This window comes from Sphingobium sp. D43FB, from assembly GCF_002312805.1.
Taxonomy (GTDB): domain Bacteria; phylum Pseudomonadota; class Alphaproteobacteria; order Sphingomonadales; family Sphingomonadaceae; genus Sphingobium.
In genome coordinates this window covers 1-13,555 of record NZ_NMUA01000052.1, presented here as the reverse complement: position 1 = coordinate 13,555, position 13,555 = coordinate 1, and the positions used below count along the sequence as shown (strand labels likewise).

Genomic DNA, 13,555 nt, shown 5'->3' with positions numbered 1-13,555 from the left:
TATCTCCACATGTCGGTCGCCCATGGCACCGCCTACGACATTGTCGGTTCAGGCAAGGCGGACGCGGCGATGATGCTCAGCGCGATGCGCACCTGTGGGCGGCTCGCATCTGGGCAGGGATTTGAACGTGAAGGAGAAGCGAAATGAACACTCAAGCACGGGTTGAGGCCCAGCGATCAATCCCCACGGCGATCGACTATAAGGTCTATCACGACCCCGAAATCTTCGCTGCGGAACAGAGCAACGTCTTCAAAGGGCGCACCTGGTGTTACCTTGGACTAGAAGCCGAAATTGCCAATGCAGGCGATTTTCGGACGAGCCATGTCGGTGAAACACCAGTGGTCCTGGTGCGCGGTCAGGACGGCAAGATTTTCGCCTGGGTCAACCGCTGCGCACACAAGGGGGCAACCGTGTGCCGCTCGCTGCGCGGTAACCAGGCCGATGGCGCTTTCGTCTGCGTCTATCACCAGTGGGCTTACGATTCCGAAGGAACGCTGGTTGGCGTGCCGTTCCGGCGCGGCATGAAGGGCGTCGGCGGCTATGACAAGGATTTCGATCCGGCCAATCACTCGCTCGAGAAGCTGCGGGTTGAGAGCTACAAGGGCATGGTTTTCGGCACGTTTTCGTCCGAGATAGAGCCGCTCGAAGATTTTCTAGGCCCCGTGATGCGCAAATATATCGACCGGGTTTTTCATCGCCCGATCAAGGTTTTGGGCTACGCGCGTCAGTATATGTCTGGCAACTGGAAGCTCTATTCCGAAAACAGCCGTGATAGCTATCACGGAGCCTTGCTACATCTTTTCTACCCGACCTTCGGCATTTACCGCCAAAGCCAGGACAGCGCGGGGGAACTTACCGAGCAGGGCTTCCATAACGTCTTTACCGTGTCCAAGCCCAAGGGCGACATCGATTACACGTCGTTCGGCGACGAAGCCAATCGGGAGATGCAAGGAGCTACGAAATTGCAGGACGAAAGACTGTTGCAATTCCGGCCCGAAATTGACGACGATGTGGGGCTGCACATCCAGTCGCTGTTCCCCAACGTGGTGTTGCAGCAAATCCAGAACACGCTGGCGACCCGTCAGATCGTGACGCTTGGCCCTGACAAGACAGAGCTGGTCTGGACTTACTTTGGCTATGCCGACGATGATGAGGAAACAACGCGGCACCGCCTGCGCAACCTGAATCTTGTTGGGCCCTCCGGGCTGATATCGATGGAGGACGGCGAAGCGGTCGAGCTTTGCCAGCAGGGTACCATCGGGGCGGAAGGCAAGTTTAATTTCATCGAAATGGGTGGCGACGATGTGCGCGAATATTACGCGCCGATGGGCATGGATGAGAACGCCGTGCGTGGATTCTGGAAAGGGTATCTGGAATTGATGGGTGATGCCTTGTCGGCCTCGACAGTGGGGGTGCCAGCATGACAATCGCCGATCCCGTTCTGCAAGGTCTGATCGATTCCCTGAACGCCGCTTACGGCCTATGCCTCGATGACGGGCGCCTTGAAGATTGGCCCGAGTTCTTTGTTGAAGATTGCCTCTACCAGGTGATCGCTCGCGAGAATGTCGACAATGGCCTGCCTGCCGCAGTGATGTATTGTGATAGCAAGGGGATGCTGGTTGATCGCGTGGTGGCCCTGCGCCATGCCAACGTGTTCCCCGAACAATTCAGTCGTCATCTAATCTCTCGGGCGGTGGTGACCGGGAGCGACGGGAACACGGTGACGGCGGAGGCCAGCTATGCTGTGCTGCAAACCCGCAATGACGGTGAAACGCGCATCTATAATGCCGGGAAGTATATCGACAGGTTGCTGGTCAAGGATGGCGCGGCAAGGTTGATTAGCCGGACGTGCGTCTACGACACCCATCGGATCGCGACCCTGCTGGCGACCCCGATCTGACGGCCGTAATTTTTTACCGACAAAAGACAAGAGGAGAAACACAATGCAGTTGTTCATCAGTCCGGGCGCCTGTTCGCTTGCACCGCATATTGCCCTGCGCGAAGCCGGCGCGGATTTCGAGGCGGTCAAGGTCGATCTCTCAACCCGCAAAACCGAAGCAGGCGACGATTTTCTGGCCGTTAATCCATCCGGGAAGGTACCTGCGCTGACCCTGGACAACGGTCAGAGCCTGACCGAGAACCCAGCAATTCTGCTCTATATCGCCGATCAAAATCCCGGAGTCGGCTTGGCGCCAGCCGAGGGCAGCATTGAGCGCTATCAGCTGTTGAGCCGCCTCAGCTTTCTCGGCTCGGAATTCCACAAGGCCTTTGTGCCCCTGTTCACTCCCGGAACGTCCGATGAGGTCAAGGCGGCGGCCGCGGTGTTGGTCAAGAATCACCTGGCAGCGCTCGACAAGGAGCTGGACGGACGCGATCACTACGTCGGAGATTCGTTCAGCGTCGCCGATATCTACCTATTCGTGATGCTTGGATGGCCCGGACATGTGGGCATCGATATGTCTGCATATCCCGCGCTCGGCACTTATGCCGGCAAGATCGCGCAGCGTCCCGCTGTGGGTGCAGCGCTAAAGGCCGAAGGCCTAGCATGAGGTAGCTCGCGCACCGCTCGCAGGTATACGGCGAGTATAATGCATTCGCTAATTGCCAACGCGTTCTGTTTTGTGCAATAAAGCTGAAAATGATTCTAGCGCCCGCCTATAATGTTTTCCGTCAAGATGACGGGAGGCGCTTAGGCTTGAAGGCGGTAAAGGCGCGATCGGGAGAGATATGGTCACCGCAACGAAAGAAGATCCACGCCCCGAGATTGGCAAGTCGCTGGTAGTCGATGGCAGTGTGACCAACTACCATGATGTGGGCGAAGGGCCGCCAGTCGTGCTTATCCATGGATCGGGACCAGGTGTCACGGCATGGGCTAACTGGCGGCTCAATATGCCAGCTCTTGCAAAACAGTTCCGGGTGATTGCGCCGGACATGTACGGATTTGGTTATTCCGATTCCAAGGGCCGTATCGAAGACAAGCAGATCTGGGTCGACCAGATTGCCGCCCTGCTTGACGGGCTTGGCATCGACAAGGTGTCAATGGTGGGCAATTCGTTCGGTGGCGGCATTGCGCTGGCTTTCACGATCGCGCATCCTGATCGAGTCGAGCGGGCGGTCCTTATGGGACCGGCCGGTCTTGAGTTCCCGATCACGCCAGCGCTCGATGAGGTCTGGGGCTATGTTCCCTCGGTCGAGGCCATGCGCTCGTCGCTCGAATATCTTGCCTGGGATCACAGCAGGCTGACCGACGATCTGATCAAGTCGCGATACGAAGCAAGTATGCGTCCTGGTGCACAGGAACCGTATCATGCGACCTTTGGCGGCGCGGACCGTCAAGCCAATATCGCGATGCTGGCAAGCCGCGAAGAAGACATTGCGGCGCTGCAACACGAAATGCTGGTGCTGCATGGCCGGTTCGATGAGGTTATTCCACTGGAGTCGAGCGTGCGCTTGGCAACGCTGCTGCCTCGTGCTGACTTGAACGTGTTCGGCGAATGCGGGCACTGGGTCCAGATTGAGCGCATGGTCAGCTTTAACCGAGTTGTGTCTGAATTTTTCAGCAACGGCCTCAAGGGCTGACGCATGCAAGGAGAACTGAAATGGCTTTGACCGGTGTAATCCGCCCTGGATATGTGCAACTGCGGGTCCTCGATCTCGATGAGGCTATTGTTCATTATCGTGACCGGATTGGTCTCAATCTCGTCAGCGTCGAGGATGGGCGTGCCTTTTTCCAGGCGTTCGACGAATTCGACCGCCACAGCATTATCCTGCGCGAAGCCGATACCGCTGGGCTTGACCGCATGGCGTTCAAGGTCGCGAAAGACTCCGATCTTGATCATTTTGCCGAACGCCTGCTCGATGCGGGAGTGAACGTCGATGTCATTCCCGCTGGCGAAGATCCGGGTGTCGGACGCAAAATCCGCTTCAACGCGCCGACCGCGCATGTGTTTGACCTATACGCAGAAATGGAGCTGTCCGAAACCGGGCCGGCGGTCCGCAATCCTGATGTCTGGATAGCCGAACCGCGTGGCATGCGGGCAACCCGCTTTGATCACTGCGCGCTCAACGGCGTGGACATCTCGGCGAGCGCCAAGATCTTCGTGGAAGTTCTCGACTTCTCAGTAACCGAGGAACTGGTCGACGAAAGTACCGGGGCACGTCTCGGTATCTTCCTTTCATGCAGCAACAAGGCCCATGATGTCGCTTTTCTGGGTTATCCGGAAGATGGCCGGATCCACCACACTTCGTTCAACCTCGAATCCTGGAACGATGTTGGGCACGCGGCTGACATTATCAGTCGCTACGATATTTCGCTCGACATCGGCCCGACGCGCCACGGGATCACTCGCGGCCAGACGATCTATTTCTTCGATCCGTCGGGCAACCGCAACGAGACGTTCAGCGGCGGCTATATCTATTACCCCGACAACCCGCGCCGTATGTGGCAGGCAGAAAACGCGGGTAAGGCGATCTTCTATTACGAGAAGGCGCTGAACGAACGCTTCATGACGGTAAACACCTGATCATGGACGGTTTGGTGACAATCCGGACAATCGGACACGGCTTGGCCGCACAAGCGGTTTCGGCCGCCGTCGCCAAGGGCGAGGAAGCCGGTTACCCGGTCGTTGCCGCCATCATCGGTGGAGGAGGCGAACTGGCGGCTCTGCTGCGCGCGAGCGGTACACCCTTTCCCTCGTCACAAATTGCCCAGGACAAGGCCTATACCGCCGCCAGCTTTCGGGTTGCGACGCCTGACGTGTACAAGATGGTTTCAGGCAATCCGGCGCTGAGCGACGGGATAACCGTTCAGCCGGGGATCGTGATGTTTGGCGGGGGACTTCCCATCGTTATCGATGGCGAATTCGTCGGTGCAATCGGCGTCTCTGGTGGATCTGAAGAACTCGACATTGCCTGCGCCAACGCTGGCCTCTCCGCAATCGGCGCAGAGCAGCAGTGAGCGGCCAGTGCAATAATACATTGGGACGATAGAAATCAAATGACTACCAATTCGCCTCGACCTGTAGCCGACCACATACTCAATTTCATTGGGGGTTCCTATCGCAAGGGCAGCCAAGGAAAGACCTTTGACAACGTCAATCCGGCAACGGGACAAACAATCGGCACGGTTTATGAGGCAAGCGAAGCCGATGTCGCCGATGCAGTGGCGGCCGCTAAAGCGGCTCTTGATGGTCCTTGGGGCAAGATGACGACTGCCGAGAGGGTTAAGTTGATCGTCGCGGTGGCCGCCGAAATCGAGCGCCGTGCGGATGATTTTCTCGATGCCGAAGTGGCCGATACGGGCAAGCCCCGTCACGTGGCTTCGCACATCGACATTCCTCGCGGCGCGGCGAATTTCCGCATGTTCGCGGACGTTATCGCGACGATGCCAGGTGAATCCTTCACCACGCCGACGCCCGATGGTGGGCAGGCGATCAATTATGCCGTGCGCAAGGCCAAGGGCGTGATCGCGGTGATCTGCCCGTGGAACTTCCCGTTGCTGCTGATGACCTGGAAGGTCGGACCGGCGCTAGCCTGCGGAAACACAGTGGTGGTCAAGCCTTCGGAGGAAACCCCCCGAACAGCAGCGCTACTAGGCGAAGTCATGAACGCGGTGGGGATGCCCCAAGGCGTCTACAACGTCGTCCATGGTTTCGGCGGCGGCTCGGCAGGCGAGTTTCTGACCTCCAACAAGGATGTCGATGCGATCACTTTTACCGGCGAGACCGGAACCGGGCAGGCGATCATGCAAAAGGCTGCAGTCGGGGTCCGCGACGTTTCTTTCGAGCTCGGCGGAAAGAATGCGGCGATCGTCTTCGCCGACGCTGATCTCGACAAGGCGATTGAGGGCCTGTCACGCTCGGTCTTCCTCAACACCGGGCAGGTCTGTCTCGGCACAGAGAGGGTCTATGTCGAGCGGCCTCTGTTCGATGAGTTCGTCCGGCGGATGACGCTGGCGGCGCAGGCATTCAAGCCCGGTTCCATGGGCGATCCGGCCTACCTTGGGCCGTTGAGCAGCGCAGAGCACCGCGATAAGGTGCTAGGCTATTACGCGAAAGCGGTCGAAGAAGGGGCGACGGTTGTCACCGGCGGCGGCGTTCCGAAAGTCGAAGGCGATCAGGCGGGCGGCTTCTACGTGGAGCCGACGCTGTGGACCGGACTTGCGCACGATGCCACGGTGATCCGGGAGGAAATCTTCGGTCCGTGCTGCGGGGTAATCCCGTTCGACTCCGAAGACGAGGTTATCGCGCTGGCCAACGACACCGACTACGGATTGTGCGCGACCGTGTGGACCGAAAACGTTTCGCGCGCGCACCGGGTGGCAGCGGCGATGCAGGTCGGTGTGTGCTGGGTCAATTGCTGGTTCCTGCGCGATCTGCGCACGGCGTTTGGCGGGTCTGGCCATTCCGGGATCGGCCGGGAGGGTGGTGTCCACAGCCTCGAATTCTACACCGAAACCGCAAACATTTGCGTGAAGCTCTGAGATTATGACCATGGAAACCACGATAGACCCTCGGGTCATTCAACAAGCCGCCGAAATGCTGCGTGGAGCTGCGACAAGCGGAACACCCGTGGCGCCGGTTCGCGATCTCATTTCGGCGGGCGGGGTTGATGCTGCCTATGCCGTGCAGGAGGTCAATACCCGGCACTATGTCGACAGCGGACGAAGACTGGTAGGCCGCAAGATCGGCCTCACTTCGCTTGCGGTCCAGCGGCAGCTTGGCGTCGACCAGCCCGATTACGGCATGCTGTTTGCCGATATGGACGTGCCCGAAGGCATACCGATCTCGCTCAATCAGGTGATCCAGCCCAAGGTCGAAGCCGAGATCGCGATTGTCATCGGTCGCGACCTGCCGCATCCCGATCTGACGACCGCAGAAATGATCCGCGCGGTTGAATATGTCGTGCCGGCCATCGAGATCGTCGACAGCCGGGTGGCCAATTGGGACATCCGCATCTGGGACACCGTGGCCGATAACGCCTCGAGCGGGCTGTTCGTGCTGGGCGCGGTTCCGCGCAAGCTCGATGGGCTCGATCTGCGTGAATGCGGCATGGTGATGGAGATCAAGGGCGAACCCATTTCGGTCGGCGCTGGTATCGCCTGCCTGGGCAGCCCGATCACCGCAGCATTGTGGCTGGCACGGGTCATGGCGCGGGTCGGTCGGCCGATGCTTGAAGGCGACGTGATCCTGTCTGGTGCGCTCGGTCCGATGGCCGGGGTAAACCGCGGCGATGTCGTCGAGGCGAGAATCAATGGAGTTGGAACAGTTCGCGCAGAATTCGCCGCGGACTGAAACTGAAGATTGGATGAAAGGCAAGCGTATGGCCAAGATGAAATGTGCGATCATCGGCTCAGGCAATATTGGTACTGATCTGATGATCAAGATGCTCAAGGGTTCGGATGTGCTCGAACTCGCTGCGGTGGTCGGCATCGACCCAGCATCGGAGGGGCTGGCGATGGCCCGCGAGCGCGGTGTGACGACCACCCATGAGGGGATGGACGGGCTGCGCAAGCTGCCGGTTTATCCGGAGATCGGAATCGTCTTCGATGCAACCTCGGCTTACGCCCACAAGGAGCATGATGCCGTGCTGCAGCAGGACGGCAAGCTGGTCGTTGACCTGACGCCTGCTGCTTTGGGGCCGTTTTTCGTGCCCCCGGTAGGAAATGTGCTCGATAGCAGCGTCCGCAACGTGAACATGGTCACCTGCGGTGGCCAGGCGACCATCCCGATCGTCGCAGCGGTATCACGCGTGAGTCCTGTCCATTACGCAGAAATTGTCGCATCGGTATCATCGCGTTCGGCAGGGCCGGGCACCCGCGCCAATATCGACGAGTTCACCCGGACCACCGCTAAGGCGATCGAGGTCGTCGGCGGAGCGCGCCGCGGACGCGCGATTATCATCCTCAATCCGGCTGAACCGCCGATGATCATGCGCGATACGATCTTCACGCTGACCGATCAGGTTGATGAGGATCTTATCCGCCAGTCGGTGCAGGACATGGTGCAGACCGTCCAGTCCTACGTCCCCGGCTATCGCCTCAAGCAGGAGGTGCAGTTTGAACGGTTTGGTTCCAACCATCCGCTGAAAATTCCCGGCTACGGCGAGTTCGTCGGTCTCAAGACCAGCGTTTTCCTCGAGGTAGAGGGGGCGGGCGATTACCTGCCAAAATATTCCGGCAACCTCGACATTATGACCGCTGCGGCCAAGGCGGCCGGCGAGCGGATTGCACTGCAGAACCTAGAAAGGGTGGCAGCATGACTTTCAACCCTGAAACCGGCAAGCTTTACATCCAAGATGTCACCCTGCGTGACGGGATGCATGCCATCCTTCACATGTATGGCACTGACAGCGTCCGCACGATCGCCAAGGCCCTGGACGATGCCGGTGTCGACGCCATCGAAGTGTCGCACGGCGATGGTCTCAACGGCACGTCATTCAATTATGGCTTTGGCTCTCACACCGACTGGGAATGGATCGAGGCGGCAGCCGACGTGATCAAACGGGCGGTGCTGACCACGCTGCTGGTGCCTGGCATCGGCACTGTCGAAGAGCTTCGCCGCGCTTACGCATTGGGTGTTCGCTCGGTGCGGGTCGCGACCCATTGCACCGAGGCAGACGTTGCCAAGCAGCATATCGGTATCGCCCGCGATCTGGGCATGGATGTATCGGGCTTTTTGATGATGAGCCACATGATCGACGCCGAGGCGCTGGCCCAGCAGGCCTTGCTGATGGAAAGCTACGGCGCGCACTGCGTTTATGTGACCGACAGCGGCGGCGCGCTTGACATGGACGGTGTGCGCGAACGGCTGCGGGCCTACGACCGCGTGCTCAAGCCGGAAACCCAGCGCGGCATGCATGCCCACCACAACTTGTCGCTCGGTGTCGCGAATTCGATCGTTGCTGCTCAGGAAGGGGCCGTGCGGATTGACGCCAGCCTCGCCGGGATGGGCGCGGGAGCGGGCAATGCTCCGCTCGAAGTGTTCGTTGCTGCGGCCGACCGAAAGGGCTGGAACCATGGATGCGACGTGATGGCGCTGATGGACGCAGCAGAAGATCTGGTCCGTCCGCTTCAGGATCGCCCGGTGCGGGTCGACCGCGAGACGCTGAGCCTGGGTTATGCCGGTGTCTATTCAAGCTTCCTTCGTCACGCGGAAAAGGCGGCCGAACAATACGGCCTCGACACCCGCGAAATTCTGATCGAGCTGGGTAAGCGGCGTATGGTTGGCGGGCAGGAAGACATGATTGTCGATGTTGCGCTCGATCTCGTTTCTGTGCGGGCAGCATAGGCGATGGCAATGAACAAGATTGAACGTTACGCGGAAATTCTGGACAGCGCGGCGCTTCATGCGCGCGCAACGCCCCAACTCACGGATACCGAACCCGATCTGAGTGTGGCAGATGCCTATCTGGTGCAGAAGCTGTCGGTCGATCGTCGCCTCAGCCGCGGTGAACGCCGAATCGGAGTCAAGATGGGTCTGACGAGCCGGGCCAAGATGCTGCAGGTCGGGGTCGACGAGGTGGCATGGGGCCGCCTGACCGACGCGATGCTGATCGAGGAAGGCGCGTCGATGTCTCGCGCACGTTTCGTTCACCCACGGGTTGAACCGGAAGTGGCCTTCCTTATGAAGGCACCGCTTTCCGGAAAGGTCACAGCGATGGAGGCGCTGGCGGCGGTCGAAGCGATTGCTCCGGCAATGGAAATCATTGATAGCCGGTACGAGAACTTCAAGTTCGCTTTGTCCGATGTTATTGCCGACAACACCTCGTCCTCTGGCCTTGTGATCGGACAATGGAACGATCCGGCCAAGGATTTCTCGAACCTCGGGGTTATTCTCGAAATCGACGGCCATGTGATCGAGGTCGGTTCGACTGCAGCTATTCTCGGCCATCCCTTGCGGTCGTTGGTCGCCGCAGCGCGACTTGTCGCTGAAGGCGGAGAAGAAATCTCAGCAGGCGACATCGTGATGGCAGGTGGCATCACCGCCGCTCCCAATCTCGCGCCCGGTCAAACCGTCCGCACGAGTATCCAGGGGCTTGGTGCCGTAATGTTTCAGGTGGAGGCGTGAATGCCAATCATCGAGGTCAACATGCTCGAGGGTAGATCGACGGACGACAAAGAACGGCTGATCCAAGCCCTGACCGATGCTGCCATCACTTCGATTGGGGCGCCGCGTGAATCAGTTCGCATTCTCTTGCGCGAGATGCCGAGCGGCCACTTCGCGGTCGGCGGACAGTCCTTTGCGGCGAAAGCGGCTGCAAAGGCAGCTGAGAAGGTATAGCGTGACAACCGGGCTGCACCGGATCCGGATCGTCGGCGGCGGAGAGTTCAGCTGCGGTGAGGACGAGCGGATCTTGCTTGCCATGGAGCGATGCGGATCGAGCGATATCGGCGTTGGTTGCCGTGGCGGCGGGTGCGGAATTTGCAGGGTCAGGGTGGTCGGCGGAGATTACACGACCGGTAAGATGAGCGTGGCGAAGATTTCGGAGACCGAGCGTGCGGCGGGCTTTGCCCTAGCCTGCAGAGTGTTTCCGGTGAGCGACCTTTTGATCGAAGTTGGATGAATTCTAAGGAGAGATGCAATGGCTACACAGTTGAAAAGTGGTACTAACGAGTACGGAATTAAGAGTGAATACGGTCACTTTATCGGCGGCGAGTGGATTTCCAGTGATAGCGGAAAGACGATCGACCTGATTAACCCTGCCACCGGGGCGGTGCTGACCAAAATCCAGGCTGGCAATGCCAAGGATATCCAGCGCGCAGTGGCCGCCGCGAAGGCTGCTTTCCCGAAGTGGGCGGATAGTTCGGCCGCCGAACGCCAGGAAATTTTGATCGAGGTCGCGCGCCGACTCAAGGCACGGCATCAGCATTACGCGACGCTCGAAACGTTGAACAACGGCAAACCGATCCGCGAATCGATGCATTTCGACATGCCCCAGGCAATCGGCCAGTTCGAATTGTTCGCGGGCGCTGCGTACGGCCTCCATGGCCAGACCATGGATTATCCCGATGCCGTCGGCATCGTTCATCGCGAGCCGTTGGGGGTCTGCGCGCAGATTATCCCGTGGAACGTTCCGATGCTGATGATGGCCTGCAAGATCGCGCCCGCGCTCGCTTCGGGTAACACGGTTGTGCTTAACCCCGCCGAGACGGTCTGCCTTTCGGTGATCGAATTCTTCGTGGAAATGGCCGATCTTCTGCCCCCCGGCGTGATCAACGTGGTCACCGGCTATGGTGCCGACGTCGGAGAGGCGCTTGTGACTCATGAGGACGTCCGCAAGGTCGCCTTCACCGGTTCGGTGGGGACAGCCCGTCGGATCATGCAGTATGCATCCACCAATATCATCCCGCAGACGCTGGAACTGGGCGGCAAGTCCGCGCACATCGTCTGCGCCGATGCCGATATCGATGCCGCGGTCGAAAGCGCCACGATGTCGACCGTGCTCAACAAGGGCGAGGTTTGCCTGGCCGGATCGCGACTGTTCCTGCACGAGTCGATCCAAGATGAGTTCCTCGCCAAGTTCAAGGTCGCACTCGAAGGCATTCGCCAGGGCGACCCGCTCGACTTCGCCACACAGCTCGGCGCGCAGGCGTCGCAGATGCAGATGGACAAGGTCGTAAGCTACCTCGAACTGGCGACGGAAGAAGGCGCCAACGTTCTGACCGGCGGCAGCCGCAACGACAAGCTTGCCGATGGAAACTTCATCAGGCCGACGGTCTTTACCAACGTCAACAACTCGATGCGTATTGCGCGTGAAGAGATCTTCGGCCCCGTTACCAGCGTGATTAGCTGGAAGGACGAAGACGACATGATGAAGGTGGCGAACGATACCAATTACGGCCTCGCCGGTGGTATCTGGACCCGCGACATTGCGCGCGCGCACCGCATGGCACGCAAGCTCGAAACCGGCACGGTGTGGATCAACCGCTACTACAATCTGAAGGCCAACATGCCACTCGGCGGCTACAAGCAGAGCGGGTTCGGTCGTGAGTTCAGCCATGAAGTGCTCAACCACTACACCCAGACCAAGTCGGTCGTGGTGAATTTGCAAGAAGGTCGCACCGGGATGTTCGATCAGTAATCCCAGACTGATCGATAACCGGAGGCGGAGGAGAGAAAATTGTCTAACAGGCTTGATGGACAGGTGGCGCTACTTACCGGTGGCGCCACCGGGATCGGGGCGGCGGTGGTCGCGCGTTATATTGAGGAGGGTGCCAAGGTTGGCGTCCTGGTCAAGGACGATGAGCAGGTAGAACTCGTGCGTTCGCGGCATGGGGACAGCGTGGTGGCCGTGGCGGGAGACGTGCGTTCCTATGCCGACAATGCCCGCGCCGTGGCGGAAACCGTGGCGGCTTTCGGCAAGCTCGATGTATTTGTCGGGAACGTTGGGATCTGGGATTTTATGGTCCCGCTCGAACAGCAGGATCCCGAGCAACTCGGCAAGGTCTTCGACGAAATCTTCGACGTCAACCTGAAGGGTTATTTCCTTGGTGCCCGCGCCGCCATCCCCGAACTCAGGAAGGTTAAGGGAAGCATCATTTTCACGGCTTCGACCTCGAGTTATTATACCGGAGGCGGCGGCACGCTATACGTCGCCTCTAAGCACGCGGTGCTCGGGCTGATCAAGCAACTGGCTTGGGAACTGGCACCCGAAATCCGGGTTAACGGCGTTGCACCGGGAGGGACCCGGACCCCACTCAGCGGCACTCAGACGGGTGGCTTTGCAGAAATGAAGATGGAACAGATGCCCGGGCTTGACGAAATGATTTCCAGCATGACCCCGCTCGGGCGGATAGCCGAACCAGCCGACCATGCTGGTCTTTACGCGCTTTTGGCTTCGCGCCGGGACTCTTCGTACATGACTGGCACTGTGTTGCTCAGTGATGGCGGTAGCGGAATTGGCAATCGTCCTGATGGTTGAGTACTCTGCACTTAGCCAGGGTCATTAAAAGGCCCATTGACGTCATAGGTTGAAAAGCGGCAAACTCGTAGAACGGATCCGGAACGGACTGCGCGATTGACTGTTGCTTTCCGCTGTTCGAATGATGTGAGCAGGCGGGCCGGAAACGACAATGTCGGTGTTAATATCTGGGGGCGACGAGGATCTCGCCGGACGTCAAGGCGACCAATGAGCAGTAAGATCGCGCCAATGAGCATCGCCAGGCGAACGCGTGGCGATTTAACCATTGCCCTTGCTCGTTCGGTCAGCCGCGCGATACCGCTCGCCAACCGCTTCAACCAATTCTCTCCGCGTCGCCATGCTCGTACGCCTCCGTTGAGAGTCGCCTTCCCCCGGGCGTGATGGACCGCTCTTAAGTTCGCTCTTGAGAGCGATCGTAGGAGCGGTTTTGTGGGTCAGATCACGGTTTTCGGCGGGCCTGAGCGTCGGCGGCGCTGGCATGAGGACGAGCGGGCGAAGATTCTGTCCGAGGCCTTTTCTCCTGGCGCCTGCGTGGCGCGTGTAGCTCGCCAGCATGATGTATCGACGGCGCTGATTTACACTTGGCGCCGCAAGGCTGAAGTGCAGGCCGCTGCGGCGCCGGCGGAGGTCGCCT

17 protein-coding genes are annotated in these 13,555 nt (G+C 59.4%); all 17 read left to right on the top strand.

Features of this window, described 5'->3' with window-relative positions; genetic code table 11:
- The first annotated feature begins 9 nt into the window (after positions 1-9).
- Positions 10-147 (top strand): 4-hydroxythreonine-4-phosphate dehydrogenase PdxA, encoded by a 138-nt coding sequence (locus tag SxD43FB_RS21675; RefSeq protein ID WP_255245852.1) that lies wholly within the window; start codon positions 10-12, stop codon positions 145-147.
- Positions 144-1,424 (top strand): aromatic ring-hydroxylating dioxygenase subunit alpha, encoded by a 1,281-nt coding sequence (locus SxD43FB_RS21670; protein ID WP_096063923.1) that lies wholly within the window; start codon positions 144-146, stop codon positions 1,422-1,424. Before SxD43FB_RS21675 ends, SxD43FB_RS21670 begins: the two co-directional genes overlap by 4 nt.
- Positions 1,421-1,900: an aromatic-ring-hydroxylating dioxygenase subunit beta gene (locus SxD43FB_RS21665; protein ID WP_043152426.1), complete on the top strand. Its 480-nt coding sequence runs from the start codon at positions 1,421-1,423 to the stop codon at positions 1,898-1,900. Before SxD43FB_RS21670 ends, SxD43FB_RS21665 begins: the two co-directional genes overlap by 4 nt.
- 43 nt (positions 1,901-1,943) lie before the next feature.
- Positions 1,944-2,549 carry a glutathione transferase GstA gene (gstA, locus tag SxD43FB_RS21660; RefSeq protein ID WP_043152427.1) on the top strand — a complete coding sequence of 202 codons (606 nt, stop codon included), beginning with the start codon at positions 1,944-1,946 and terminating at the stop codon, positions 2,547-2,549.
- Positions 2,550-2,727: 178 nt separating this feature from the next.
- Positions 2,728-3,579, top strand: a complete 852-nt coding sequence (locus tag SxD43FB_RS21655) for an alpha/beta hydrolase (RefSeq protein ID WP_043152428.1) — start codon at positions 2,728-2,730, stop codon at positions 3,577-3,579.
- 20 nt (positions 3,580-3,599) lie between these two features.
- Positions 3,600-4,523 carry a catechol 2,3-dioxygenase gene (locus tag SxD43FB_RS21650; RefSeq protein WP_043152429.1) on the top strand — a complete coding sequence of 308 codons (924 nt, stop codon included), beginning with the start codon at positions 3,600-3,602 and terminating at the stop codon, positions 4,521-4,523.
- Between the two features lie 41 nt (positions 4,524-4,564).
- Positions 4,565-4,957: a heme-binding protein gene (locus SxD43FB_RS21645; RefSeq protein WP_235209796.1), complete on the top strand. Its 393-nt coding sequence runs from the start codon at positions 4,565-4,567 to the stop codon at positions 4,955-4,957.
- 39 nt (positions 4,958-4,996) lie between these two features.
- Positions 4,997-6,481, top strand: a complete 1,485-nt coding sequence (locus SxD43FB_RS21640; protein WP_096063922.1) for a 2-hydroxymuconic semialdehyde dehydrogenase — start codon at positions 4,997-4,999, stop codon at positions 6,479-6,481.
- A gap of 4 nt (positions 6,482-6,485) precedes the next feature.
- On the top strand, positions 6,486-7,292 hold the full coding sequence (locus SxD43FB_RS21635) for a fumarylacetoacetate hydrolase family protein (protein WP_096063921.1): 807 nt from the start codon (positions 6,486-6,488) through the stop codon (positions 7,290-7,292).
- A 28-nt stretch (positions 7,293-7,320) separates the two neighbouring features.
- Complete coding sequence (locus SxD43FB_RS21630) at positions 7,321-8,259, top strand: acetaldehyde dehydrogenase (acetylating) (protein ID WP_043152460.1); 939 nt, start codon at positions 7,321-7,323, stop codon at positions 8,257-8,259.
- Positions 8,256-9,287 (top strand): 4-hydroxy-2-oxovalerate aldolase, encoded by a 1,032-nt coding sequence (dmpG, locus tag SxD43FB_RS21625; RefSeq protein WP_096063920.1) that lies wholly within the window; start codon positions 8,256-8,258, stop codon positions 9,285-9,287. The genes SxD43FB_RS21630 and dmpG overlap by 4 nt, the downstream gene beginning before the upstream one ends.
- 9 nt (positions 9,288-9,296) lie before the next feature.
- The gene (locus SxD43FB_RS21620) at positions 9,297-10,067 is read left to right on the top strand and encodes a fumarylacetoacetate hydrolase family protein (protein ID WP_043152431.1); all 771 of its coding nucleotides are present in this window, start codon (positions 9,297-9,299) and stop codon (positions 10,065-10,067) included.
- Entirely contained in the window at positions 10,068-10,280 is a 213-nt protein-coding gene (locus SxD43FB_RS21615; RefSeq protein ID WP_096063919.1) for a 2-hydroxymuconate tautomerase, read from the top strand.
- Between the two features lies 1 nt (position 10,281).
- Complete coding sequence (locus tag SxD43FB_RS21610) at positions 10,282-10,563, top strand: 2Fe-2S iron-sulfur cluster-binding protein (protein WP_141249587.1); 282 nt, start codon at positions 10,282-10,284, stop codon at positions 10,561-10,563.
- An 18-nt stretch (positions 10,564-10,581) separates the two neighbouring features.
- Positions 10,582-12,081, top strand: a complete 1,500-nt coding sequence (locus tag SxD43FB_RS21605) for an aldehyde dehydrogenase family protein (protein WP_096063918.1) — start codon at positions 10,582-10,584, stop codon at positions 12,079-12,081.
- Positions 12,082-12,120: 39 nt separating this feature from the next.
- Positions 12,121-12,921 (top strand): 3-(cis-5,6-dihydroxycyclohexa-1,3-dien-1-yl)propanoate dehydrogenase, encoded by an 801-nt coding sequence (hcaB, locus tag SxD43FB_RS21600; RefSeq protein WP_043152437.1) that lies wholly within the window; start codon positions 12,121-12,123, stop codon positions 12,919-12,921.
- A 429-nt stretch (positions 12,922-13,350) separates the two neighbouring features.
- Positions 13,351-13,555: transposase (locus tag SxD43FB_RS21595; protein WP_141249585.1), on the top strand; the 205-nt coding region annotated here is incomplete at its 3' end.